Here is a 26,084-nt window from a genome sequence, read left to right on the forward strand (position 1 = left end):
GCCGATCAACCTGCTCGATTTAAACGAAGACAGCCGTGGCCAAGCCTTCATGAGCTTCAAAAGCGAGCCGCACCGGCGCGAAGGAGCGCCGATGGATAGGCGTGGGCCCAAGACGGGCCAGGGCTTCTAGATGAACGGGGGTCGGGTAGCCTTTGTGACCGCCGATGCCGTAGCCCGGATAGATCAATTCGAAGGCGGTCATTTCCCGGTCGCGACTGACCTTGGCCAGAATCGACGCAGCAGCAATCGCTGGGACCTTGCTGTCACCCTTGACCACCGCTTCAGCGGGCATCGACAGCTGCGGGCAGCGGTTACCGTCGATCATTGCCAGCTTAGGCACAATGTGCAGGCCTTCGACGGCACGTTGCATGGCCAGCATGGTGGCGTGAAGAATATTCAACCTATCGATTTCTTCGACTTCGGCTCGGGCAATATGCCAGCTCAGCGCTTTTTCGCAGATTTCATCGAAGAGTTTTTCACGACGCGCTTCAGTGAGCTTTTTCGAGTCGTTCAACCCAAGAATCGGGCGGTTCGGGTCAAGAATGACCGCAGCTGTGACCACCGCACCACACAGCGGACCGCGCCCGACTTCGTCGACGCCCGCGACCAACGCGTGAGTCTCGGCGACCAGGCTGAAATCCAGGCCTATTTGCGTTTTCATAAGGCTCCCTGCTTCTGGCCAATCAAGGTCAAGACCGCATCGGCCGCCTGGTTTGACGCATCGCGGCGCAATACGCGATGGATTTCGTCAAACCCCCCGGTCTGCTCCCTGCCGTCGTCGATCAAAGGTAGAAGGGTCTGCGCCAAGGCCTCGGGCGTTGCATCGTCCTGCAACAACTCGGGCACCAGGAGACGCTGGGCCAGCAAGTTGGGCAAGGAAATATAAGGGCTTTTGACCATGCGCTTGAGAATCCAGTAGGTCAGCGGCGCCAAGCGATAGGCCACCACCATCGGGCGCTTGTACAGCAGCGCCTCGAGCGTCGCGGTCCCAGAGGCGATCAACACCGCATCGCAAGCCGCCAGGGCCAGGTGCGATCCACCGTCGAGCAGTGTCAGCGGCAAGTTGCGCCCCACCAGCAAGCTTTCGATCTGTGCACGACGCTGCGGGCTGGCACATGGCAACACAAAACGGATGCCGGGCTTCAAGGCCAGCAAACGCTCGGCCGCGTCGAAAAACAACGCCCCCAGACGTCCGACCTCGCCCCCCCGGCTGCCCGGCATCAATGCGACCAACGGCCCGTCGGGCAAGCCCAACTCGGCACGGGCCGCGGCTCGGTCAGCCTGCAGCGGAATAGCATCAGCCAGGGTATGCCCGACAAACCGCACCGGCACACCCTTCTCTTCATAGAATTTCGCTTCGAACGGCAACAGCGTGAGCATCAGGTCACAGCCTTCGCGGATCTTCAGCACGCGCTTCTGCCGCCACGCCCAGACGGACGGGCTGACGTAATGCACGGTCTTGATTCCGGCCTGACGCAACTTGAGTTCAATAGTCAGGGTGAAGTCCGGCGCATCGATACCGATAAAGACATCGGGCTTTTCTTCAATCAGGGTCCGGATCAATAGCTTGCGACGTGCCAGCAACTCGCGAAGACGTCCCAGGACCTCCACCAGCCCCATGACCGACAATCGCTCCATGGGGAAGTAGGAAACCAGGCCCTCGGCTTGCATCAGCGGACCGCCGACGCCAATAAACTCAACAGCGGGATGTTGAACCTTGAGGGCTCGCATCAGACCTGCGCCTAAAATGTCGCCGGAAGCTTCTCCGGCCACCAGCGCTATACGCAACTTGGCCATGATTAACGCGTGATGCCGCGAGTCGATGCCTGGATCGAATCACGGAACACCGCCACTTCCGGGAACAGCGCTGCTGGATCCGCCAACTCGTTCAGCGCCTGGTCAACCGTCAGCCCCTGACGATAGACCACCTTGTAGGCACGGCGCAGCGCGTGGATCGCGTCTTCGCTGAAACCACGCCGGCGCATCCCCTCAAAGTTCATGCTACGGGCTTCGGCTGGGTTGCCGAACACCGTGACAAACGCAGGAACATCCTTGCCGATGGCGGTGCCCATGCCGGAAAAGCTGTGGGCGCCAATATGGCAGTACTGATGAACCAGGGTAAAACCGGAGAGGATCGCCCAATCATCAACGTGTACATGGCCTGCCAACGCGGTGTTGTTGACGAGAATGCAGTGGTTGCCGATGACACTGTCGTGACCGATATGCGCGTAGGCCATCACCAGGTTGTGGTCACCCAGGGTGGTCTCTGCTCGATCCTGCACGGTACCGCGATGAATGGTCACGCCTTCACGGATGATGTTGTGATCACCGATTACCAGGCGTGTTTCTTCACCCTTGTACTTCATGTCAGGTGTGTCTTCGCCTACCGAGGAAAACTGGTAGATGCGATTGTGTTTGCCGATTCGGGTCGGACCTTTGAGGATCACGTGTGGCCCGATGACTGTTCCCTCGCCGATTTCCACACCTGCGCCGACGATCGACCATGGGCCGACCTCGACGTCGGCGGCCAGGATGGCCGTCGGATCGATGATTGCGCGAGGGTCAATCAAACTCATAGTTTGCGTTCCGCACAAATGATTTCAGCGGAGCACACAGGCTTGCCATCGACCGAGGCCTGGCATTCGAACTTCCAGATCTGGCGCTTACAGCTGATGAACTTGGCTTCAAGGATCAACTGGTCGCCAGGTGTCACCGGGTTACGGAAGCGCAGCTTGTCGGAGCCAACGAAATAGTAAAGCGTGCCGTCGGCAGGCTTCAGGTCAAGCATTTTGAAACCAAGGATACCGGCAGCCTGGGCCATCGCTTCAATGATCAGCACACCCGGCATGATTGGATGCGCGGGAAAGTGACCATTGAAGAATGGTTCGTTGATGCTGACATTCTTGTAGGCACGAATGCGCTTTTCCTCGACATTGAGTTCCACTACACGGTCCACCAGCAGGAACGGGTAACGGTGAGGCAGATATTCGCGAATCTCGTTGATGTCCATCATTTCGGGGGGAAGCCTGTAATAAAGATTGGAAGCGTGCGGACTAACGCGCGCCCCTCTAGCAAATCAAGAAGGCAGTCTAGCTGCTGCGTACACTTGATATGGAAATGGTATCAGCCATCTGATGAAACATTACTGCCAGGGGTCACGTCCCCAACACGCTTTTCCAGATGTTTCAGGCGCCGAGCCATGTCGTCGAGTTGCCTCAGACGCGCCGCGCTCTTGCGCCATTCGGCCGCAGGCTGCATCGCCGTGCCGGATGAATAGGCCCCGGATTCGGTAATCGAATGGGTGACCATGGTCATGCCGGTAATGAATACGTTGTCGCAAATCTCAATATGACCTACCAACCCGACGCCGCCTGCAAGCATGCAATGCTTGCCAATTTTGGTGCTGCCGGAGATGCCGACACACGCCGCCATGGCCGTGTGATCGCCAATCTGCACGTTGTGGGCGATCTGAATCTGGTTGTCCAGCTTCACACCATTGCCAATCACCGTGTCGGCCAAGGCTCCGCGATCCACAGCGGTATTGACACCAATTTCCACGTCATCGCCGATCAACACACCACCGATCTGGGCGATCTTCTGCCAGATGCCTTTTTCATTGGCGAAGCCGAAGCCTTCGCCGCCGATCACCGCACCCGACTGAATCACTACACGCTGCCCGATCCGTACATCGTGGTACAGGGTTACGCGTGGGGCGAGCCAGCCACCCGCGCCAATCTCACTGCGAGCCCCGATAAAGCAATGGGCGCCGATGGTCACACCGGCGCCAATACGCGCGCCACTTTCGATCACCACAAAAGCCCCGATGCTTGCCGCAGGGTCTACCTGGGCGTCATCGGCAATCACCGCCGAAGGGTGAATACCTGCTGCGGCCTTCGGCTTCGGATCGAACAGATGGGACACTCGTGCATACGCCGCGTAAGGATCAGCAACCACCAGCGCATCCCCGACAAACATCTCGGCGTCAGCGGCCTTCAGCAATAGGGCTGCGGCCTGGCTTTCGCCCAGATATTTACGATATTGGGGGTTTGCGAGGAAGCTCAACTGAGCTGGGCCAGCCTCCTGCAAAGTGGCTAGCCCAGTAATTTCTTTCTCCGGGGAGCCGCGCAAGGTGGCTCCCAGGAACTCGGCCAACTGACCGAGTTTGATAGTCGCTGTCATGGTTTACTTCAGCTGATTCATGCGCTCGATCACCTGGCGGGTGATGTCGTACTGAGGTTTCACGTCAATCACCGCGCCGCGCTCGAAGACCAGGTCAAAAGCACCTTTCTTGATGACGGCTTCCACAGCGCTGTCGAGTTTCGGCTTCAACTGCTTGAGCATTTCGCGGTCGGCTACGGCCTTGGCTTCGTTCAGCTCCCTGGATTGGAACTGATAGTCACGGGCCTTTTGCTTGAACTCAAGCTCCAGACGCTCGCGCTCGCCTTGCTTCATTTTGTCGCCACCGGCTACCAGACGATCCTGGATACCCTTGGCACTGCTTTCCAGGGTCTTGAGCCTGGTCAGTTGCGGACCAAACTTCTTCTCGGCATCCACTGCGTATTTCTTGGCCGCATCGGATTCCAGCAGGGCCATTTGATAGTTCAGAACGGCAATCTTCATTTCGGCAAACGCCGGGGTCGCTACCAGCACAGTTGCCAGGAGAACCAATTGAGTCAACTTACGCACGATGCACTCCTACAGAATCCGTTGTCGTTATCTTGGGTCAGACGCTTAGAACGTCTGGCCGAGGGAGAATTGGAAAATCTGGGTTTCAGCATTATCCGGCTTCTTGATCGGCATCGCCAAGGCGAAGCTCAATGGACCCAGTGCAGTGATCCAGGTCACGCCAACACCCACCGAACTGGCCAGATTGCTCAGGCTTACGTCGTTGCACTGGGTATTGGACTTCAAGCCGGTAGGGTTACGGATCTGCTCGCATTTGGAGTCGAACACGTTACCCACGTCCCAGAAGACCGAAGTACGCAGCGAGCGTTGATCCTTGACGAATGGCAGCGGAAACAGAATTTCTGCACCACCCTGGATCAGCACGTTACCACCAAATGGCAACGGATCATCGTCGGTATCGGCAATGGTGCCTTGGTTACCGGTCTGTTTGAAGCCGCGGCTCGGTGTGCCACGCGGGCCCAAAGTGCTGTCCTTGAAGCCACGTACCGAGTTGAAGCCACCGGCGTAGTAGTTCTCGTAGAACGGCAGGCCGTCGGTCGAACCATAACCATCACCATAGCCCAGTTCCGTGTGCAGGCGCATGGTGTAGTTATCGCTCAACGGCGTGAACAACTGGCCACGGTAGTCGAGCTTGAAGAACGACAGGTCGCTGCCTGGCGTAGTGGCTTCCAGGGTCAGGCTCTGGGAGTGCCCACGGGTCGCCAGCACACCTTTGTTCAGAGTCGACTCGGACCAGCCGGCCGACGCCTTGAAGTTCAGGAACTTGTCACCTTCACGACGGGTGAAGTCGAAGATTTCATCCACGGTGTAGACACCGGTCTTGATCTCGTCCTGCTGCGCGGTCAGGCCGAAGGTCAGGCGCGAGGTCTCACTGATCGGGTAACCGACGTTGACACCCGCACCCAGGCTATCGATCGCATAGCTGGCCACGTCGACATCAAGGTCATCGTAGTCAGTGGTGCGATAGAAAGCGTTGTAGCCCAGGCTCACGCCATCGGCAGTCCAGTAGGGGTCGACGTAGCCAAAGTTATAGCGGCTCTGGTATTCGCTGCGAGTCAGGCCGATGGAAACCTTGTTACCGGTACCCAGGAAGTTGTTCTGGGTAATCGAGCCACCGAGGATCAGGCCGGCGCTCTGCGCGAAACCAACGCTGGCGGTGATGGAGCCGGACGCCTGCTCCTCAACGGAGTAGTTCACGTCGACCTGGTCATCGACACCCGGCACAGCCGGTGTCTCGACGTTGACTTCCTTGAAGAAGCCCAGGCGCTCAAGGCGGGTCTTGGATTGGTCGATCAGGTAGGTCGAAGCCCAGCCGCCTTCCATCTGACGCATTTCACGACGCAGCACCTCGTCCTCGGACTTGGTGTTGCCACGGAAGTTGATACGGTTTACGTAGGCACGCTTGCCTGGATCGACGACAAAGGTGATGTCCACGGTGTGATCATCATCGTGCGGTGTCGGCACGCCATTGACGTTGGCGAAGGTGTAACCCTCGTTACCCAGGCGGCGAGTGATCAGTTCGGACGTGGTGGTCATCAGCTTGCGCGAGAACACTTGGTCTTTCTGTACCAGCAGCAGGGACTTGACCTGGTCTTCAGGCACTTTCAAGTCGCCGCTCAGCTTCACGTCGCGAACACGGTACTTCTCGCCTTCGTTGACGTTAACGGTGATATAGACGTGTTTCTTGTCCGGAGTGATCGACACCTGGGTCGAGGCGATATCCATGTTGATATAGCCACGGTCCAGGTAATAGGAACGCAGACGCTCCAGGTCACCGGAGAGTTTTTCCCGGGCATACTTGTCATCGTTCTTGAAGAACGACAGCCAGTTGGTGGTCTTGAGCTCGAACAGGTCGATCAGGTCTTCATCAGCGAACTTGGTGTTGCCCACCACGTTGATATGCTGGATGGCCGCCACGGTGCCTTCATTGATGTTGACCTTCAGCGCCACACGGTTGCGCGGTTGCGGCACCACTTCAGTCTCGACGGAAGCGGAATAACGACCTTGGGCAACGTATTGACGTTGCAGCTCGTTACGCACACCTTCAAGGGTGGCACGCTGGAAGATCTCGCCTTCGGCCAGACCGGATTGTTTCAGACCTTTCATCAAGTCTTCAGTGGAGATCGCCTTGTTGCCTTCGATCTCGATACTGGCGACGGACGGCCGCTCGACGACCGTGATGACCAGGACGTTGCCTTCACGCCCCAGCTGGATGTCTTGAAAGAAACCGGTTTTGAACAGCGCACGAGTGGATTCCACCAGGCGACGGTCGTCAGCCTGTTCCCCAACGTTCAACGGCAAGGCACCAAAGACGCTACCTGCGGAAACCCGCTGGAGGCCGTTGACGCGAATATCGGAGATGGTGAAGGACTCGGCGTGAACTTCGGCGATCATCAATACGGTGAGAACCGCAGTTAGCAGCAGACGTTTCATGAAGTCCTTTCTTATTCCAACTGGCAATAAACAAACTGCCGCAAAATGCGGCAGATTCGCAATTCAGCGAAGCGTTACAGACGTCCCAGATCGTTGACCAGGGCTAACAACATGACCCCGACCACCAAACTGATACCGATCTGTATCCCCCAACCCTGCACCCGATCCGACAGGGGGCGACCACGCACCCACTCGACCAGATAAAACAACAGATGCCCCCCATCCAATACCGGAATGGGCAACAAATTCAGAACCCCGAGGCTAATACTCAGATAAGCCAGGAAATTCAGGAAATCAGCAACGCCCGACTGGGCAGAAGCGCCCGCCACTTTAGCAATGGTTATCGGTCCACTCAAGTTTTTTACCGAGAGCTCGCCGAACAACATTTTCTTCAGTGAATCGAGGGTCAGCAGACTCATGGTCCAAGTGCGTCGCGCGCCCTCGCCAATCGCAGCCAGAGGCCCGAAACTGACCTCGCGCACCATCGATGGCGGCCAATCGACACCTTTTACTCCAGCCCCAAGGTAGCCGCCGGCCCCCTTGACTTCGCCGCGCACCGCCAGCGTCACCGGGACGTCGATTTGAGCACCGTCGCGCTCAACTTTCAGCACAATTTTGGTATCCGGACGTACACGAACCAGATCGACTACCTGCTGCCAGTCATTGAGTGACTGACCATCAAGCGCCAGCAACCGATCGCCGGCTTTCAGCCCTGCGGCCTGCGCCGGCCCCTCCGGATCCAGCTCGGCCAGGATCGGCGGCAACGCTGGACGCCATGGCCGGATACCCAGGGACTTGATCGGATCAGGCTCATCGGCGCCCTTGAGCCAATCATTCAAGACCAGTTCCCGCGGGGTTTCGGCAGTGGAGTCCTGCTCGCGCACCATTAAGTTCACGGTGCCGCTTTCACCCAGGCGGCGGACCAGCTGTAAATTGACCGCGCTCCAACCGGTGGTTGGCTCACCATCAATGGCAACAATTTCCTGCCCGGCTACCAGGCCGCCCCTGGCCGCAATACTGCCAGCCTCGACCGCACCGATGACCGGCCGTACCTGCTGGCTGCCGAGCATCGCCAGGGCCCAGAAAAACACCATGGCCAGTAGAAAGTTTGCGATGGGGCCGGCGGCCACAATGGCGATACGCTGGCGAACGGACTTGCGGTTGAACGATTGCTCCAACTGATCAGCCGGCACTTCGCCTTCGCGCTCGTCGAGCATCTTGACGTAGCCACCCAGGGGAATGGCAGCAATCACGAACTCGGTGCCATGGCGATCATGCCACCGCACCAGCGGCATGCCAAAACCAACGGAAAAACGCAGGACCTTGACGCCACAACGGCGCGCGACCCAAAAATGGCCGAATTCATGGAAAGTGACCAGCACACCCAGAGCAACCAGGGTGCCGACAATCATGTAGAGCGCACTCATCTAATTTCTCCGCATTCCAATCCAGTGCCTACAGGCTAACGTGCGTGGCGCTTCAACCATTGTTCAGCCAAGCCCCGGGCCTTTGCATCGGCCTCGAATACAGCACCTAAATCATTCACTGCGACCACCGGCTCGAGATTCAGGACGTCGTCGATGATACTCGCGATTTGCGGAAAACGAATCCGCCGTTCAAGAAACGCTGCCACCGCGACTTCATTGGCCGCGTTAAGCATCGCCGGCGCACTGCTGCCCACCTCCGCAGCTTCACGCGCCAAACGCAGGCACGGGAAACGCTGCTCGTCAGGTGCTTCGAAATCCAGACGCGCAATGGCAAACAAATCCAGCGGCGCGACACCGGAGTCAATGCGCTCGGGCCATGCCAAGGCATTGGCAATCGGCGTGCGCATATCCGGATTGCCCAATTGGGCCAGGACGGAACCGTCCACATAATCGACAAGGGAATGAATCACACTTTGTGGATGAATCACTACCTCGACCTGTTCAGGCCGCGCATCAAACAACCAGCACGCCTCGATCAGCTCCAGCCCCTTGTTCATCATACTGGCCGAATCCACCGAAATCTTGCGCCCCATCGACCAGTTGGGATGGGCACACGCCTGATCAGGAGAAACATGCTCCAACTCGGCCAGCGGCGTTTGTCGGAACGGGCCACCAGAGGCGGTCAGCAAGATACGACGTACACCCACCTGACTCAAGCCACGGGCAAAATCCCCAGGCATGCATTGGAAGATTGCATTGTGCTCGCTGTCCAGCGGCAACAACACGGCACCGCTTTTGCGTACCGCCTGCATAAAGAGCGTCCCGGACATGACCAGGGCTTCTTTATTCGCCAACAAAATTTTCTTCCCGGCATCGACAGCCGCCAGGGTCGGACGCAAGCCTGCTGCACCGACAATGGCGGCAACCACTGTGTCGACAGCCGGATCGGCGGATACCTGACACAAGCCTTGCTCGCCCACCAACACTTGGGTCGACAGTCCGGCAGCCCGCAGATCATCCTGCAGACCTCGCGCCGCGACAGTATCCGGCACCACCGCAAACTGCGGCAGATGACGAACACACAAGGCCAGCAATTCGCTCAAGCGACTGAAACCGGTCAACGCAAACACCTGGTAGCGCTCGGGATGACGGGCAATCACATCCAGCGTACTCAGCCCGATCGAGCCGGTAGCACCCAGCACAGTGACCTGCTGCAGCCGGCTCACGAAGCCGCCATCCACAACAATACGGCAAACACCGGGATCGCTGCCGTCAGGCTATCGATACGGTCCAGCACGCCGCCATGCCCCGGCAGCAGATTACTGCTGTCCTTGATCCCGGCCTGGCGCTTGAACATGCTTTCGGTCAAGTCCCCGACCACCGAGATCAACACCACCACAGCAGTCCCCACCAGCGCCAGAAGCATCTGCTTGACACTCCAGTCACGCACCAAACCCACCACAGCGGTAATCACCAGGGTCAGCGCCAGTCCGCCATACACCCCTTCCCAGCTCTTCCCAGGACTGACGGCAGGCGCCAGCTTGCGCTTGCCGAACGCTCGACCGGAGAAGTACGCGCCGATGTCCGCGCCCCAGACCAGCACCATCACCGCCATGATCAGCCAGTTGCCCAACGCCATATGCTTGATGTAAACCAGGCCTTGCCAGGCTGGCAACAGAATCAACAGACCAATCACCAGCTTGCAGGCAACGCTAGACCAATGACCACTGGTACGCGGGTAGGTCAGCACCAGGAATGTCGCCAGCGCCCACCAGAGTACGGCAGCCCCCAACACCCAAGGCGCCACGTACGGCAGGATGTACATCAGAAACAGCAGCAGCGCCACGCCAGCGGCATACACCACGCGAGGCAGCTGCGCAGTGAAACCGGCCAGCCGCGCCCATTCCCAGGCGCCCAGGCTCACGACCACACCAATGAACAGCGCGAAACCGGAACCTTCCAGCAGAAAAAAACCGCACAGGGCGATCGGCAGCAGGATCAGTGCCGTGATGATTCGTTGTTTAAGCATTAAACCCGGGCCCCAGCTTCGATCTGCTCGCTCGTTTTACCGAAGCGACGCTGACGGGAAGCAAAATCGGCCAGCGCGCGGCGCATGGCATCGTGTTTGAAGTCCGGCCAGAACAGGTCGGAAAAGTACAATTCGGTATAGGCCAACTGCCACAACAGGAAGTTGCTGATGCGGTGTTCGCCACCGGTACGGATGCACAAGTCCGGCAACGGCAGATCGCCGGTCACCAGGCAGGTTTGCAACAGTTCAGGCGTGATGTCTTCCGCTTGCAAGTGGCCGGCCTGTACTTCACGGGCCAGACGCTGCGCGGCCTGGGCAATATCCCACTGGCCGCCATAGTTGGCTGCGATTTGCAGTACAAAGCGATTGCTGCCGGCGGTGATCGCCTCGGCCTCACGCATGGCCGTTTGCAGCTCCGGACGGAACCGCGAGCGGTCGCCGATGATGCGCAGAGTGATGTTGTTGTCGTTCAGGCGCTTGGCCTCACGACGCAAGGCCTTGAAGAACAGATCCATCAAGGCACTGACTTCCTCGGCTGGCCGCTGCCAGTTTTCACTGGAGAAGGCAAACAAGGTCAATACTTCGACCTTGGCCTCGGCACACACCTCGATAACCGCCCTTACCGCATCGACACCCGCCTTATGCCCGGCGACACCCGGCATAAAGCGTTTTTTCGCCCAGCGATTATTCCCGTCCATGATGATCGCGACATGGCGCGGCACCGCGACGGGTACAGTCTGCTTGGTCTTTTCCATGAAAGCGCCCTGACCCTTATACGGCCATCAGGTCCTTTTCTTTATCTTCGGTGGCCTTGGTGATCTGGACCTCGGAATCCTTGGTCAGCTTGTCGATATCGGCGACGGCGCGGCGCTCTTCGTCTTCGCTGATTTCCTTGTCCTTGACCAGTTTCTTCAGCTCGCCCAGGGCATCGCGACGAATGTTGCGCACTGCGACACGGGCGTCTTCGGCGGCACTGCGCGCCTGCTTGGTGAAGCCCTTGCGGGTTTCTTCGGTCAGGGCAGGCATGGAGATCAGCAACAACTCGCCGAGGTTAGTCGGGTTGAGGTTCAAGCCGGCGCTCTGGATCGCCTTGTCGACTGCCGCGAGCATGTTGCGCTCGAAGGCCACCACTTGCAGGGTGCGGGAATCCTTTACGGTAACGTTGGCAACACTGCTCAACGGAGTGTCCGCGCCGTAATACGGCACCATCACGCTGCCGAGGATGCTCGGGTGCGCCTTGCCGGTACGAATCTGGCCGAACGCATGGCTCAGAGACTCCAGGGATTTGTGCATACGCGCTTGGGCGTCTTTCTTGATTTCGGTGATCATTGTTGGCCTTCCTCGATCAGAGTCCCTTCCGCGCCGCCGTGTACGATATTCAGCAAGGCGCCGGGCTTGTTCATGTTAAATACGCGCAGCGGCATCTTATGGTCGCGGCACAGACAGATAGCCGTCAGGTCCATCACGCCCAGCTTGCGATCCAGCACTTCATCATAAGTCAGATGATCGAACTTCTCGGCATGCGGGTCTTTGAATGGATCTGCGGTGTAGACACCATCCACCTTAGTGGCCTTGAGCACCACGTCCGCATCGATCTCGATCGCACGCAAACAAGCTGCCGAGTCAGTGGTGAAGAACGGGTTGCCGGTGCCGGCGGCAAAGATCACCACCTCTTTGGCGTTCAGGTGGCGCATGGCTTTGCGACGATCATAATGATCAGTCACGCCAACCATGGAGATGGCCGACATCACGATAGCCGAGATATTGGCACGCTCCAGGGCATCGCGCATGGCCAGGGCGTTCATTACAGTGGCCAGCATGCCCATGTGGTCGCCGGTAACCCGATCCATGCCAGCCGCACTGAGCGCAGCGCCGCGGAACAGGTTGCCGCCACCGATCACCAGCCCGACCTGGACGCCGATGCCCACCAGTTGGCCGACTTCCAGCGCCATGCGGTCGAGTACCTTGGGATCGATCCCGAACTCTTCCGAGCCCATCAGGGCCTCGCCGCTAAGCTTGAGTAGAATGCGTTTATAGCGAGCCTGATAACCACTGCCCTGCTGAGCCATTGCGAATCTCTCCTGCGGCGTATTTTTAAAAAATCTTGGCGAGCCGTTTACGGCTTGCGTTCACTCTAGCTGGACGCTGCTACAGCGCCATCGGAACACGACTTTGTAAGCCAGTTCCGAAGGGAAACCAAATAAATTGGTCATCCCATTTGAAAAGAGGCCGCGCGCGTAAGCGGGCAGCCTCTTTCGGGCGACAGTTGAAAACTGTCTTATTGCTTGGCGGCAGCCAGCTGGGCAGCAACTTCTTCAGCGAAGTTGTCGACCGGCTTCTCGATGCCTTCGCCTACTTTGAAGTAGGTGAAGGAAACGATTTCAGCACCGGCTTTCTTGGCCAGTTCGCCAACCTTGATTTCAGGGTTCTTGACGAACGCCTGCTCAACCAGGCTCGCTTCAGCCAGGAACTTGCTGATACGGCCCTTGATCATGTTTTCAACGATGTTTTCCGGCTTGCCGGCGATCTTGTCAGCGTTGAGGCTCAGGAACACGGCTTTCTCGCGCTCGATTGCATCAGCGGAGACTTCCGATGGCAGCAGGAATTCAGGGTTGCTGGCCGCCACGTGCATAGCGATGTCCTTGGCCAGCTCAACGTTGCCGCCCTTCAGGACAACGGCAACACCGATCTTGTTGCCGTGCAGGTAACCACCAACCACATCACCTTCAACACGTACCAGGCGACGGATGTTGACGTTTTCGCCAACCTTGCCGACCAGTACCAGGCGATCAGCTTCTTGAGCTTCGATCAACGGCTCAACGGTAGTCAACTTGTCGTCAAATGCTTTTTTGACGCTGGCAGCAACGAATGCTTTGAAGTCGTCTTGCAGGGCCAGGAAGTCGGTCTGCGAGTTCACTTCCAGCAGAACGGCGGCTTTACCGTCTTCAACCAGAGCGATAGCACCTTCAGCAGCTACGTTGCCGGCTTTCTTGGCAGCCTTGATGGCGCCCGAAGCACGCATGTCATCAATGGCTTTTTCGATGTCGCCGCCAGCCTTGGTCAAGGCCTTTTTGCAATCCATCATGCCTTCGCCAGTACGCTCACGCAGTTCTTTGACCAACGCTGCAGTAATCTCTGCCATTTCAAAATCCTCTTGGATAGGTTTTCAACCATTCCACCCGAGCAAACGGGCGATCAATTCTTCCCGAATCACCCTTGTAGGCCGCTGCACGTTACAGATGATGGTGCCGCACAGCCAACAAATGGTTTTCGAGGTGGCAAAAAGGGGGCCAAGCCCCCTTTTTGCTTACTGAGTCAACGCCAGGGCGTCAATTACTCAGCGGCGGCTACCGGAGCTTCTTCAACGAACTGCTCGGTACCACCAGCAACGTGGTTGCGGCCACGGATAACAGCGTCAGCCATCGAACCCATGTACAACTGGATGGCGCGGATTGCGTCATCGTTGCCTGGGATGATGTAGTCAACGCCTTCCGGGCTGCTGTTGGTATCGACTACGCCGATAACCGGGATGCCCAGCTTGTTGGCTTCGGTGATCGCGATGCGCTCGTGATCAACGTCGATAACGAACAGTGCGTCTGGCAGACCGCCCATGTCCTTGATACCACCCAGGGAGCGGTCCAGCTTCTCAAGATCGCGGGAGCGCATCAGCGCTTCTTTCTTGGTCAGCTTGGCGAAAGTACCGTCTTCGGCTTGCACTTCAAGGTCACGCAGACGCTTGATGGAAGCACGGATGGTCTTGAAGTTGGTGAGCATGCCGCCCAACCAGCGGTGATCGACGTACGGCGAACCGCAACGTGCTGCTTCTTCAGCAACGATCTTGCCAGCGGAACGCTTGGTGCCGACGAACAGAATCTTGTTTTTGCCCTGGGCCAGACGCTCTACGAAAGTCAGTGCTTCGTTGAACATTGGCAGGGTTTTTTCAAGGTTGATAATGTGGATCTTGTTACGCGCACCGAAAATGTACTTACCCATTTTCGGGTTCCAGTAACGGGTCTGGTGACCGAAGTGCACACCGGCCTTCAGCATATCGCGCATATTGACTTGGGACATGATAGTTCCTTGATAAGTCGGGTTTGGCCTCCACGTATCCCAATGACCAACCAGCGGCTTCAAAGCCTCCGGCACCCAGGTCATCGTGTCGACACGTGTGTGGATTTAAGCTCTGCGGGGCATCCCCGGAAAGCGGCGCATTTTATACCACAAGAAGCACGAAAACGAAACACGCAATCGCATCTGCTCACCAGCACTGTCATCCAAGCTGTTGAATCCGGTAAAAATACCCACACTTATAGACGCTAGCAGATCGGGCTGCTGTGGCGAGCGGGCTTGCCCCGCGTTGGACTGCGCAGCAGTCCCAGTAAGCCGAATGCGGTGTATCAGATACTTCGTAGCGGCTGGCTTTAGGGCTGCTTCGCAGCCCAGCGCGGGGCAAGCCCGCTCGCCACAGGGGAATTCGTCAGTTTCTGAGAGTTGTGTAGAGCTTATAGACAGAAGCGATCGCCAGACGCTCATGGTTTGCCCGCCGCGTCTGTTAGAATCGCATTTTTTTGGGCGCGTGCACATTTTGCACCTTTTTGTTGCTCGCCCGTAAACCGTATTGATTTCAGCGCGTCGCGCTAGAGAGAGCCTGTATGACCGTTACCCTTAAAACCGCCGAAGACATCGCCGGCATGCGCGTTGCCGGCAAACTGGCCGCCGAAGTGCTGGAAATGATTGCCGGACACGTCAAGCCAGGCGTCACGACTGAAGAACTGGACCGCATCTGCCACGATTATATCGTCGACGTGCAAAAGGCTATCCCCGCCCCGCTGAATTACAAGGGCTTCCCCAAGTCGATCTGTACCTCGATCAACCACGTGGTGTGCCACGGCATTCCGGGTGACAAACCACTGAAGGACGGCGACACCCTGAACATCGACGTCACCGTCATCAAGGACGGCTACCACGGCGACACCAGCCGCATGTTCCACGTCGGTACAGTTCCGGTCTGGGCCGAGCGTCTGTCCCAGGTCACCCAGGAATGCATGTACAAGGCGATTGAACTGGTCAAGCCCGGCTGCCGCCTTGGTGACATCGGCGAAGTCATCCAGAAACACGCCGAAAAGAACGGTTTTTCGGTGGTCCGCGAGTTCTGCGGCCATGGCATCGGCAAAGTATTCCACGAAGAACCGCAGATCCTGCACTACGGTCGCGCGGGTACCGGCATGGAACTCAAGGCTGGCATGACGTTCACCATCGAACCGATGATCAATCAGGGCAAGGCCGATACCAAGGTGCTGGGCGACGGCTGGACCGCCATCACCAAGGATCGCAAGCTCTCCGCGCAGTGGGAACACACCCTGTTGGTCACCGAGACAGGTTACGAGATCTTCACCCTGCGCGCCGACGACACGATTCCCCGCGTTTCGGCCTGATGCTTGCAGCGCGCTTTCCAGCCAGCCCTGTTGTGATCTCCAGATAGATAGAAAGGAAAGCCGATCGATGCCCCAGGTGGATCCCGAACTCTTCGACCGAGGCCAGTTCCAGGCCGAACTCGCACTGAAGGCCAGCCCCATCGCCGCCTTCAAGAAGGCCATCCGCCAGGCCCGCGAAGTGCTGGATGCGCGCTTTCGCAGCGGCCGGGACATTCGCCGACTGATTGAGGATCGCGCCTGGTTCGTCGATAACATCCTGCAAAAGGCCTGGGAACAGTTCACTTGGTGCGAAGACGCCGATATTGCCCTGGTGGCGGTCGGCGGCTACGGCCGGGGCGAACTGCATCCCTACTCCGACATTGACCTGCTGATCCTGCTGGACAGCGCTGATCATGAGATATTTCGCGACTCCATAGAGCGCTTTCTGACGCTGTTGTGGGATATCGGCCTGGAAGTTGGCCAGAGCGTGCGCTCGGTGGATGAATGCGCCGAAGAAGCCCGCGCTGACCTGACGGTGGTCACCAACCTGATGGAAAGCCGCACCATCTGCGGTCCGGAACGCCTGCGCCAACGCATGCTGGAAGTCACCAGCACCGCGCATATGTGGCCGAGTAAGAATTTCTTCCTCGCCAAGCGCGCCGAACAGAAAGCACGGCACCACAAGTACAACGACACTGAATACAACCTTGAGCCCAACGTCAAAGGTTCGCCTGGCGGGCTGCGGGATATCCAGACCATCCTGTGGGTCGCGCGGCGCCAATATGGCACGCTGAATCTGCGCGCCCTCGCGGGTGAAGGGTTCCTGGTGGAAAGCGAAAACGCGCTGCTCGCCTCCTCCCAGGAGTTTTTGTGGAAGGTGCGCTATGCCCTGCACATGCTGGCCGGTCGCGCCGAGGATCGTCTGCTGTTCGATCACCAGCGCGCCATCGCCGTCCTCCTCGGATTCGAGGGCGAAGACGCGAAGACCAGCATTGAAAGCTTCATGCAGCAGTATTACCGGGTGGTGATGAGCATCGCCCAGCTCAGCGACCTGATCATCCAGCACTTCGAAGAAGTGATCCTGGCCCCGGACGACGAAGCACCGCCACGCCCCATCAACGCGCGTTTCCAGCTGCACGACGGCTATATCGAGGCGCGCCACGATAACGTGTTCACGCGCACCCCCTTCGCCATGCTGGAAATCTTCGTGCTGATGGCCCAGCAACCGGAAATCAAGGGCGTGCGGGCCGATACCATTCGCTTGTTGCGGGAAAACCGCCACCTGATTGACGACGAATTTCGTACCGACATCCGCAATACCAGCCTGTTTATCGAGCTGTTCAAGTGCAAGATCGGCATCCATCGCAACCTGCGTCGCATGAACCGCTACGGCATCCTTGGACGCTACCTGCCGGAGTTCGGCTTTATCGTCGGGCAAATGCAGCACGACCTGTTCCATATCTACACGGTCGACGCCCACACCCTGAACCTGATCAAACACTTGCGCAAAGTGCAGTACACCCAGGTATCAGAGAAATTCCCGCTGGCAAGCAAACTGATGGCCAAGCTGCCCAAGCCCGAGTTGATCTACCTGGCCGGGCTGTACCACGACATCGGCAAGGGTCGCCATGGCGATCATTCGGAAATCGGTGCGGTGGACGCCGAAGCGTTCTGCCAACGTCATCAGTTGCCACTCTGGGACAGCCGCCTGATCGTCTGGCTGGTGCAAAACCACCTGGTGATGTCCACCACGGCCCAGCGCAAGGACTTGTCCGACCCGCAAGTGATCCATGACTTCGCGCAGATCGTGGAAAACGAAACCCGCCTCGATTATCTGTACGTGCTGACCGTCTCCGACATCAACGCCACCAACCCGACGCTGTGGAACTCCTGGCGCGCCAGCTTGTTGCGTCAACTCTACACCGAGACCAAACGCGCGCTGCGCCGCGGCCTGGAGAATCCGGTCGACCGCGAAGAGCAGATCCGGCGCACCCAAAGCGCGGCGCTGGATATCCTGGTACGCGGCGGCAACGACCCCGACGATGTCGAGCAGCTCTGGTCGCAACTGGGCGATGACTACTTCCTGCGCCACACCGCAGGCGACGTGGCCTGGCATACCGATGCGATCCTCCAGCAACCGGCCGATGGCGGCTCGTTGGTGCTGATCAAGGAAACCACCCAGCGCGAATTCGAGGGCGGGACCCAAATCTTCATCTATGCCCCGGACCAACATGACTTTTTCGCGGTCACCGTGGCGGCGATGGACCAGCTCAACCTGAACATTCACGACGCCCGCGTCATTACCTCCAGCAGCCAGTTCACCCTCGATACCTATATCGTGCTGGACACCGAAGGCGAATCCATCGGTGACAACCCGGAGCGGGTGAAAAAGATCCGTGAAGGCCTCACCGAAGCCCTGCGCAACCCTGACGACTATCCGACCATCATCCAGCGCCGGGTACCGCGCCAACTCAAGCACTTTGCCTTCGCGCCCCAGGTCACCATTCACAACGATGCCCAGCGTCCGGTCACGGTGCTGGAACTCAGCGCACCGGACCGTCCAGGCCTGTTGGCGCGAATCGGCACGATCTTCCTGGAGTTCGACCTGTCGCTGCAGAACGCCAAGATTGCAACCCTCGGCGAGCGCGTCGAAGACGTGTTTTTCATTACCGATGCAGACAACCAGCCGCTTTCCGACCCTGAACTGTGCCGCCGCCTGCAGGACGAAATTGTCCAGCAATTAAGCGTGAACCAGGAGCCAGCGGGCGGTTCAATGCGACTGTCCATATGAACCTGTAGCCTCCCTTGTGGGAGCGGGCTTGCTCGCTCCCACATTTAGTTCTGCTGCGCCAGGCAGACTGCATGCTTACAACCGAATTGAACGAGACTTGCGATGAACAACGCCCTGAACCAGCTGCAGCCCTACCCGTTCGAGAAATTGCGCGCCCTGCTGGGCAGCGTCACACCCAACCCGGACAAGCGACCGATTGCGCTGTCCATTGGCGAACCCAAGCACAGGTCTCCGGACTTCGTCGCCCAGGCCCTGGCCGAGAATCTGCAGCAGATGGCGGTGTATCCGACCACGCTGGGCATTCCCGCCTTACGCGAGGCCATTGGCCATTGGTGCGAACGGCGTTTCAACGTGCCCCAGGGCTGGCTGGACCCGGCGCGTCATATCCTGCCGGTCAACGGCACCCGTGAAGCGCTGTTTGCCTTCACCCAGACCGTGGTCAACCGTGGCGATGATGCGCTGGTGATCAGCCCGAACCCGTTCTACCAGATCTACGAAGGCGCAGCGTTTCTCGCCGGGGCCACGCCGCACTACCTGCCCTGCCTGGACGAAAACGGCTTCAACCCAGATTTCACTGCCGTCTCGCCGGACATCTGGAAACGCTGCCAGATTCTGTTCCTGTGCTCCCCGGGCAACCCGACCGGCGCGCTGATTCCCGTCGATACCCTGAAAAAACTGATCGCCCTGGCCGACGAACATGACTTCGTGATCGCTGCCGATGAGTGTTACAGCGAGCTGTACTTCGACGAACAGACCCCGCCGCCGGGCTTGCTCAGCGCCTGCGTCGAACTGGGGCGCAAAGATTTCAAGCGTTGCGTGGTGTTCCACAGTCTGTCCAAACGCTCCAACCTGCCAGGCCTGCGCTCCGGTTTCGTGGCCGGTGATGCCGAGATTCTGAAGGCGTTCCTGCTGTATCGCACCTACCACGGTTGCGCGATGCCGGTACAAACCCAACTGGCAAGTATCGCCGCCTGGCAAGACGAGGCACACGTACGGGCCAACCGTGATCTGTACCGGGAAAAGTTCGACGCCGTGCTGGCGATTCTCAAACCGGTGCTGGATGTGCAAAACCCCGACGGCGGCTTCTATCTGTGGCCGAACGTAAAAGGTGACGACGCCGCGTTCTGCCGCGAGCTGTTCGCGCAAGAACACGTGACCGTGGTACCCGGCTCGTACTTGTCGCGAGAAGTCGACGGCTTCAACCCCGGCGCTGGCCGCGTGCGCCTGGCACTGGTTGCGCCGCTGGCCGAATGTGTGGAAGCGGCCGAGCGGATTCGCGATTTCATCCAGCGTCGCCGGTAAGTGCGTCAGGGGTCACTTCAGGTGACCCAGATTCGCTTCACTCATATCCAGGTCCGCCAATACCTCACGCAATACGTCATCGCCGATCTGGCGCTGACGGCTGAGGTTGTACAGTTCAAGGCGCTGCGCGCGCAGGGCCTTGAGGCGCAACTTGCGCTCCAGTTGATCCATCTGCAATGCCAACGCCTGCGCTTCGGCGGAATCATTGAACACCTCCAGTTGATGGCGATATTCAGCCATGAGCCGCGCCTTGAGTTCGGTCGCCAGCGCGGCCTGCGCGGCCTCTTGGGGCGCGGCATCCGCCGGATCCTCGATCTCGAGGGCATGAATCGCCGCTTCCGCGGTTTTCCTCCAGGCATCGCGCACTTCAGCATGGCGCTTGTCGTCCGGACTTTTTTCGATCCCGCGCAGCAACAGCGGCAAGGCGATACAGGCGGCCACCAGTGATAACAGAATCACTCCGGCGGCGATGAAGATCAGCAGGTCCCGCTCCGGGAACGCTGCGCCGGGCGCCATCAGCAATGGCACCGACATCACACCCGCCAGGGTCACCGCCCCGCGCACGCCACCGACGGTCAACAACCAGCAGGAGCGCGCCGTCGGCACCAGGGTCAGTTGGCTTTTTCCGCGCAGGCGCCGCAACAGGCCCGACAGGCGCCAAATGCTTTGCACCCAGATAAAACGCAGGACCAGCAACACCAGGAAGATCGCGATCACCTCCAGGCAGCGGTAAAACAAGGAGGGCCACAACGTCACTTCATGGCTGGTCACAGCCTTGACGATGTCCGGCAGTTGCAAGCCGAGCAGCAAGAAAATCAGGCCATTAAAGGCAAATTCCAACAATGACCAGACACTGCGATTAAGCAAGCGCGTGCTGGTCTGGCGCGGCAGCAGGTCCAGCCAGCTTTGCATCATCCCCGCCGCCACCGCGGACAAAATGCCCGAAGCGCCGAGACGCTCAGCCAGGACATAAGCGGCGAAAGGCAGCAGCAGCATGAACACCACGTGAGTCGCCGGGTCATCCCAGCCCCGGGCGATCATCCACGCCCGCAGGCGCCCCACCAACCAGCTCAACCCCACGCCAATGGCCAAACCGCCGACCGCCACCAGCACAAAGACCAGGCTGGCATCGGCCAGGGAAAATACGCCGGTCAATGCCGCCGCGAGGGCGAACTTGAAGGTCACCAGGCCCGTGGCATCATTCATCAAGGCTTCGCCCTGGAGCATATGCATCAAGGGTGTGGGCAAGCGGTTCTGGGAAATCGCCGACACCGCCACCGCATCCGTCGGCGACAACACGGCCGCCAGGGCGAACGCCACCGGCAACGGAATACTCGGCAGCAACCAGTGAATGAAATAACCGGCCCCCACCACAGTGAACAACACCAGGCCCACCGCCAGGGTCAGGATCGGCCCGCGCAAGCGCCAGAAAGCGCGCTTGGGCATGCGCCAACCGTCCGAGAACAGCAACGGCGGCAGAAACAGAAACAGAAACAATTCAGGATCCAGCGCCACATGCAGCCCCAGGGTAGGCCAGGCCAGCAAGGCGCCGGCGGCAATCTGCAGCAACGGCAGCGGCAGCGGAATAACACGCCCGACCAGGCGCGACATGCTGACCAGCATCAGCAGGATAAGAACGGTGTAGGCAGTTTGCATAACGCAGGATTCCCAGACAATCGACTTGCAACGACACATATCAGGCAACAATTTGCCGTCGTAGTGCCATATTAGCCGCCTATGCTGCTGGCTGGCTTTTGCACATAAGTCGCACGCACCTGAACCAAAGGGCTGACGAGCGGCGCCGAATCCTTCCGGTCGTGGCATAATCCGGGGTCTTTCGTTTCCAGCAGCGCTTTCCAGTCGCCCAAAGGGGGGCAATTCCTTGACCGTTTCAAGCAAACCATTGCGCCTTTTCGGCATCAAAGCGTGCGACACCATGAAAAAGGCGCGCACCTGGCTCGAAGAGCATAGCGTCAACTATGAGTTTCATGACTACAAAACGGCCGGTATCAACCGCGAACACTTGACCCAATGGTGCGACGAGCACGGTTGGCAGGTGGTTTTGAACCGTGCGGGCACCACCTTTCGCAAACTCGAAGACGAACGCAAAGCCGATCTCGATCAGTCGAAAGCCATTGAATTGATGCTCGCACAACCCTCGATGATCAAGCGCCCAGTGCTTGATCTCGGTGACAGAACCCTGATTGGCTTCAAGCCAGATAGTTATTCGGCGGCCCTCAAGTAGGCCAGCCCATTTCATTTTTAGAGGTAACAGCATGTCCAATTCCCTGTTCAGCCTGGGCTTCGGCGTCGGCACTCAGAACCGCCAAGGTGCTTGGCTGGAAGTGTTTTACGCGCAACCGCTGCTCAATCCGGCGCCTGAAATCGTTGCCGCCATCGCGCCGATCCTCGGTTACAGCGAAGGTAACCAGGCAATCACGTTTACCGTCACCCAGGCCCTGCAAATGGCTGACGCGCTCAAAGGCGTCGATGCCACGCAGGCCGCCCTGCTGAGCCGCCTGGCTGAAAGCCATACCCCGCTGGTCGCCACGCTGCTGGCCGAAGACGCCGCGCTGACCTCCACGCCCGAGGCCTACCTCAAACTGCACCTGCTGTCCCACCGCCTGGTCAAACCCCACGGCCTGAGCCTGGCCGGTGTGTTCCCGCAGTTGCCAAACGTGGCCTGGACCAGCCAGGGCGCGATCGACATCGGTGAACTGGCCGAACGCCAACTGGAAGCGCGTCTGCGTGGCGACCTGCTGGAAGTGTTCTCGGTGGATAAATTCCCGAAAATGACCGACTACGTCGTACCGGCCGGCGTGCGTATCGCTGATGCCGCACGCTTGCGACTGGGTGCCTACGTGGGCGAAGGCACTACCGTGATGCACGAAGGTTTCGTCAACTTCAACGCCGGTACCGAAGGCCCGGGCATGATCGAAGGTCGTGTATCGGCCGGTGTGTTCGTCGGCAAGGGTTCGGACCTCGGCGGCGGCTGCTCCACCATGGGTACCCTGTCGGGCGGCGGCAACATCGTGATCAAGGTCGGCGAAGGCTGCCTGATCGGTGCCAACGCCGGTATCGGCATTCCGCTGGGCGACCGCAACACCGTGGAATCGGGCCTGTACGTGACCGCAGGGACCAAAGTGGCGTTGCTCGATGAGCAGAACCAACTGGTCAAGGTGGTCAAGGCCCGTGAATTGGCGGGTCAACCGGACCTGCTGTTCCGCCGCAACTCCGAGACCGGTGCAGTGGAGTGCAAAACCCACAAATCGGCCATCGAACTGAACGCAGCGCTGCACGCTCACAACTAAGCAGCGACTCGATGCCCCTAGCGAGCCGCGCCTTCACCGGGCGGCTCGCTTATACGAGTCTTGATCACCATGCTTGTGCCCTCTCCCTGGCGCGCCGACTTTCCGGCCATTGCCACCCTGCAGCGGCAGGACCAGACCTATCTGGATAACGCCGCGACCACGCAAAAACCTCAAGCCCTGCTGGACGCCATCAGCCATTACTACGCCAATGGCGCCGCCAACGTGCACCGTGCCCAGCATTTGCCGGGGGCTCATGCGACCCAGGCCTTTGAGGACAGTCGCAGCAAAGTGGCGCAGTGGCTCAACGTCGGTGACAGCGGGCACATCATCTTCACCCATGGCGCGACATCCGCGCTGAACCTCCTGGCCTACGGCCTCGAGCACTTATTCAACCCGGGCGACGAGATTGTCATCAGCGCCCTGGAACATCACGCCAACCTGCTGCCCTGGCAACAATTGGCCAAACGCCGCGAGCTTAAACTGGTGGTGCTGCCACTCGATCCCCTCGGTGTCATCGATCTTGAAGTCACTGCCCGACTGATCGGCCCACGCACTCGTGTGCTGGCCGTCAGCCAATTGTCCAACGTGCTCGGCGTCTGGCAGCCGCTGTCGCCCTTGCTCGCGATGGCCAAGGCCCACGGGGCCCTGACGGTGGTTGATGGCGCTCAAGGGATCGTTCATGGTCGGCATGATATACACGCGCTGGGCTGCGACTTTTATGTGTTCTCCAGCCATAAACTCTATGGCCCGGACGGCGTTGGCGTGCTGTATGGCAGCGCCGAATCCCTGCACCATGTGCGCCATTGGCAATTTGGCGGCGAGATGGTGCAACAGGCTGATTATCAAAGCGCCAGCTTTCGCCCGGCACCCTTGGGTTTCGAGGCCGGCACACCGCCGATTGCCGGAGTGATTGGCCTGGGCGCCACGCTGGATTACCTGAGTTCACTGGACCAGGCGACGGTAGACGCCCACGAAGCGGCGCTGCACGACTATCTGTTGCGGGGCTTGCAGTCACGCAACGGTGTGCGCCTGCTGGGTTCACCGCAAGTGGCGCTGGCCAGCTTCGTGGTGGACGGCGTGCACAACGCCGACCTCGCCCACCTGCTGACCGAGCAGGGTATTGCCGTACGCGCCGGCCATCACTGCGCGATGCCCTTGCTGAAAAACCTGCAGCTTTCGGGCGCGATCCGGGTTTCGCTGGCGCTGTACAACGACTCGGATGATCTGGAGCGGTTTTTTGAAGCGCTGGATCAGGCACTGGATATGCTGCGATGAGTTTGCCAACTGATGCAGTGACGGCGCTGCAGGCTTTTCAGGCCATAGGCGGTTGGGAGCAACGTGCCCGCTTGCTGATGCAATGGGGTGAGCGCCTGTCGGCATTGCCCGAGGCGGACAAGGTCGACGCCAATCTGGTACAGGGTTGCGAAAGTCTGGTGTGGCTGGTCGGACATTTACAGGACGGGCATTGGCAATTTGCCGCCAGCAGCGAGGCGCGGCTGATCCGCGGGCTGGTGGCGTTGCTGCTGGCGCGGGTCAACGGTTTGTCAGCCGCCGAGCTGCAAACCGTCGACTTGCCCGATTGGTTTGCACAACTGGGGTTGTCGCGCCAGTTGTCACCATCGCGCAGCAACGGCCTGAATGCGGTCCTGCAGCGCATGCGCGAATTAAGCTGCACACAACACTAAATGGGGAGCGGTGTAAGGACCTGAAGTTTAAGCAGGTTTGACCCGCTCCGAAGGCCTGCGCACCCCCGCCACAATCTTGTCCACCGCCTTGGTCGCCGCCACCATGCCGAAGGTCGCGGTGACCATCATCACCGCGCCAAACCCGCCGGCGCAATCCAGCTTCACACCGTCGCCGACGAAACTCTTCTGCAAGCAGATGCTGCCATCGGGCTTGGGGTAACGCAGTTGCTCGGTGGAAAACACGCAAGGCACGCTGTAATGCCGGGTCACGGTACGCGAAAAGCCATAATCGCGACGCAGGGTGGAGCGCACTTTTGACGCCAGCGGGTCGTTGAAGGTGCGGTTCAGATCACACACCTGAATCAACGTCGGATCAATCTGCCCGCCTGCGCCGCCCGTGGTGATGATCTGGATCTTGCGCCGCTTGCACCAGGCAATCAGCGCCGCCTTGGCGTTGACGCTGTCGATGCAGTCGATCACGCAATCAATCTCAGGGGTGATGTACTCGGCCATGGTCTCGCGGGTGACGAAATCCGCCACCGCGTGCACCTTGCAGTCCGGATTGATCCCACGCAGTCGCTCGGCCATCACCTCGACCTTGGGCTTGCCGACGGTGCTGTCCAGGGCGTGCAATTGGCGATTGCTGTTACTGACACAGACATCGTCCAGATCGAACAGCGAAATTTCGCCGACCCCACACCGGGCCATGGCTTCCGCCGCCCAGGAACCGACGCCACCCACGCCGACGATAGCCACATGAGCCGCTTTCAAGCGCTCCAGGCCTTCAATGCCATATAACCGGGCGACGCCAGCAAACCGCGGATCTTCTGTACTCATGACCATTACCCCAAAAACCGGCGCGCATTATGGACTACAAGAGCGACAAGTTCGAAGCTTGCAGCTACAAGTAAAGAACTTAGGTGTAGTTTCGCAGCCCAATGTCCGGTTTTTCCCGGCTTGCTGTACGGTCATGGAAAGGCCAGTGTAGGATGCGCGCCGTCCGGCG

Annotated in this window: 24 protein-coding genes; 7 read left to right on the plus strand and 17 right to left on the minus strand. The window is 59.1% G+C overall.

Features of this window, described 5'->3' with window-relative positions:
* Positions 1-19: 19 nt before the first annotated feature.
* From rnhB to rpsB, 15 genes are all read right to left on the minus strand, one after another.
* Positions 20-661, minus strand: a complete 642-nt coding sequence (gene rnhB / locus BLU75_RS16760) for a ribonuclease HII (protein ID WP_084377158.1) — start codon at positions 659-661, stop codon at positions 20-22.
* The gene (gene lpxB, locus BLU75_RS16765) at positions 658-1,797 is read right to left on the minus strand and encodes a lipid-A-disaccharide synthase (RefSeq protein WP_084377160.1); all 1,140 of its coding nucleotides are present in this window, start codon (positions 1,795-1,797) and stop codon (positions 658-660) included. Before lpxB ends, rnhB begins: the two co-directional genes overlap by 4 nt.
* Positions 1,798-1,799: 2 nt before the next feature.
* On the minus strand, positions 1,800-2,576 hold the full coding sequence (gene lpxA, locus BLU75_RS16770; protein ID WP_084377162.1) for an acyl-ACP--UDP-N-acetylglucosamine O-acyltransferase: 777 nt from the start codon (positions 2,574-2,576) through the stop codon (positions 1,800-1,802).
* The gene (gene fabZ / locus BLU75_RS16775; RefSeq protein WP_084377164.1) at positions 2,573-3,013 is read right to left on the minus strand and encodes a 3-hydroxyacyl-ACP dehydratase FabZ; all 441 of its coding nucleotides are present in this window, start codon (positions 3,011-3,013) and stop codon (positions 2,573-2,575) included. Before fabZ ends, lpxA begins: the two co-directional genes overlap by 4 nt.
* A gap of 110 nt (positions 3,014-3,123) precedes the next feature.
* Positions 3,124-4,179 carry a UDP-3-O-(3-hydroxymyristoyl)glucosamine N-acyltransferase gene (lpxD, locus tag BLU75_RS16780; RefSeq protein WP_084377166.1) on the minus strand — a complete coding sequence of 352 codons (1,056 nt, stop codon included), beginning with the start codon at positions 4,177-4,179 and terminating at the stop codon, positions 3,124-3,126.
* A 3-nt stretch (positions 4,180-4,182) separates the two neighbouring features.
* Positions 4,183-4,686, minus strand: coding sequence for an OmpH/Skp family outer membrane protein (locus BLU75_RS16785; RefSeq protein ID WP_084377167.1), 504 nt, complete (start codon positions 4,684-4,686; stop codon positions 4,183-4,185).
* A gap of 45 nt (positions 4,687-4,731) precedes the next feature.
* Positions 4,732-7,119, minus strand: a complete 2,388-nt coding sequence (bamA, locus tag BLU75_RS16790; RefSeq protein ID WP_084377169.1) for an outer membrane protein assembly factor BamA — start codon at positions 7,117-7,119, stop codon at positions 4,732-4,734.
* A 74-nt stretch (positions 7,120-7,193) separates the two neighbouring features.
* The gene (rseP, locus tag BLU75_RS16795; RefSeq protein ID WP_084377171.1) at positions 7,194-8,546 is read right to left on the minus strand and encodes an RIP metalloprotease RseP; all 1,353 of its coding nucleotides are present in this window, start codon (positions 8,544-8,546) and stop codon (positions 7,194-7,196) included.
* A gap of 35 nt (positions 8,547-8,581) precedes the next feature.
* Complete coding sequence (gene ispC / locus BLU75_RS16800) at positions 8,582-9,772, minus strand: 1-deoxy-D-xylulose-5-phosphate reductoisomerase (protein ID WP_084377173.1); 1,191 nt, start codon at positions 9,770-9,772, stop codon at positions 8,582-8,584.
* Positions 9,769-10,575 carry a phosphatidate cytidylyltransferase gene (locus BLU75_RS16805; protein WP_084377175.1) on the minus strand — a complete coding sequence of 269 codons (807 nt, stop codon included), beginning with the start codon at positions 10,573-10,575 and terminating at the stop codon, positions 9,769-9,771. Before BLU75_RS16805 ends, ispC begins: the two co-directional genes overlap by 4 nt.
* Positions 10,575-11,330 (minus strand): polyprenyl diphosphate synthase, encoded by a 756-nt coding sequence (uppS, locus tag BLU75_RS16810; RefSeq protein ID WP_084377177.1) that lies wholly within the window; start codon positions 11,328-11,330, stop codon positions 10,575-10,577. Before uppS ends, BLU75_RS16805 begins: the two co-directional genes overlap by 1 nt.
* Before the next feature lie 16 nt (positions 11,331-11,346).
* Positions 11,347-11,904 (minus strand): ribosome recycling factor, encoded by a 558-nt coding sequence (gene frr, locus BLU75_RS16815; RefSeq protein WP_084377179.1) that lies wholly within the window; start codon positions 11,902-11,904, stop codon positions 11,347-11,349.
* Entirely contained in the window at positions 11,901-12,644 is a 744-nt protein-coding gene (pyrH, locus tag BLU75_RS16820; RefSeq protein WP_003172271.1) for a UMP kinase, read from the minus strand. The genes frr and pyrH overlap by 4 nt, the downstream gene beginning before the upstream one ends.
* A 209-nt stretch (positions 12,645-12,853) precedes the next feature.
* The gene (gene tsf / locus BLU75_RS16825; protein WP_084377181.1) at positions 12,854-13,717 is read right to left on the minus strand and encodes a translation elongation factor Ts; all 864 of its coding nucleotides are present in this window, start codon (positions 13,715-13,717) and stop codon (positions 12,854-12,856) included.
* A gap of 191 nt (positions 13,718-13,908) precedes the next feature.
* The gene (rpsB, locus tag BLU75_RS16830) at positions 13,909-14,646 is read right to left on the minus strand and encodes a 30S ribosomal protein S2 (RefSeq protein ID WP_003189158.1); all 738 of its coding nucleotides are present in this window, start codon (positions 14,644-14,646) and stop codon (positions 13,909-13,911) included.
* Between the two features lie 581 nt (positions 14,647-15,227).
* Between rpsB and map the strand changes: the two genes are divergently transcribed.
* The 3 genes from map (at position 15,228) to dapC (ending at position 20,082) form a co-directional block, all read left to right on the plus strand.
* A complete protein-coding gene (map, locus tag BLU75_RS16835; protein WP_084377183.1) occupies positions 15,228-16,010 on the plus strand; it encodes a type I methionyl aminopeptidase in 783 nt (260 codons plus the stop codon).
* 67 nt (positions 16,011-16,077) lie between these two features.
* Entirely contained in the window at positions 16,078-18,780 is a 2,703-nt protein-coding gene (locus BLU75_RS16840) for a [protein-PII] uridylyltransferase (protein ID WP_084377185.1), read from the plus strand.
* Positions 18,781-18,882: 102 nt separating this feature from the next.
* A complete protein-coding gene (gene dapC, locus BLU75_RS16845) occupies positions 18,883-20,082 on the plus strand; it encodes a succinyldiaminopimelate transaminase (protein ID WP_084377187.1) in 1,200 nt (399 codons plus the stop codon).
* Between the two features lie 12 nt (positions 20,083-20,094).
* Here the strand turns inward: dapC and BLU75_RS16850 are convergent, their stop codons facing one another.
* Positions 20,095-21,738 (minus strand): Na+/H+ antiporter, encoded by a 1,644-nt coding sequence (locus tag BLU75_RS16850; RefSeq protein ID WP_084377189.1) that lies wholly within the window; start codon positions 21,736-21,738, stop codon positions 20,095-20,097.
* A 280-nt stretch (positions 21,739-22,018) separates the two neighbouring features.
* Between BLU75_RS16850 and BLU75_RS16855 the strand changes: the two genes are divergently transcribed.
* The 4 genes from BLU75_RS16855 to BLU75_RS16870 all read left to right on the plus strand — a co-directional run bounded on the left by BLU75_RS16855 (position 22,019) and on the right by BLU75_RS16870 (position 25,078).
* On the plus strand, positions 22,019-22,327 hold the full coding sequence (locus BLU75_RS16855; protein ID WP_231982573.1) for an arsenate reductase: 309 nt from the start codon (positions 22,019-22,021) through the stop codon (positions 22,325-22,327).
* Positions 22,328-22,358: 31 nt separating this feature from the next.
* The gene (gene dapD / locus BLU75_RS16860) at positions 22,359-23,393 is read left to right on the plus strand and encodes a 2,3,4,5-tetrahydropyridine-2,6-dicarboxylate N-succinyltransferase (protein WP_084377193.1); all 1,035 of its coding nucleotides are present in this window, start codon (positions 22,359-22,361) and stop codon (positions 23,391-23,393) included.
* Between the two features lie 69 nt (positions 23,394-23,462).
* Positions 23,463-24,668 carry an aminotransferase class V-fold PLP-dependent enzyme gene (locus BLU75_RS16865; RefSeq protein ID WP_084377195.1) on the plus strand — a complete coding sequence of 402 codons (1,206 nt, stop codon included), beginning with the start codon at positions 23,463-23,465 and terminating at the stop codon, positions 24,666-24,668.
* Entirely contained in the window at positions 24,665-25,078 is a 414-nt protein-coding gene (locus BLU75_RS16870) for a SufE family protein (RefSeq protein WP_084377197.1), read from the plus strand. The genes BLU75_RS16865 and BLU75_RS16870 overlap by 4 nt, the downstream gene beginning before the upstream one ends.
* 27 nt (positions 25,079-25,105) lie before the next feature.
* On the opposite strand, the gene tcdA is transcribed toward BLU75_RS16870, so the two are convergent.
* On the minus strand, positions 25,106-25,921 hold the full coding sequence (gene tcdA, locus BLU75_RS16875; RefSeq protein ID WP_084377199.1) for a tRNA cyclic N6-threonylcarbamoyladenosine(37) synthase TcdA: 816 nt from the start codon (positions 25,919-25,921) through the stop codon (positions 25,106-25,108).
* Positions 25,922-26,084: the final 163 nt, after the last annotated feature.

The organism is Pseudomonas mucidolens (assembly GCF_900106045.1).
Lineage (GTDB): Bacteria > Pseudomonadota > Gammaproteobacteria > Pseudomonadales > Pseudomonadaceae > Aquipseudomonas > Aquipseudomonas mucidolens.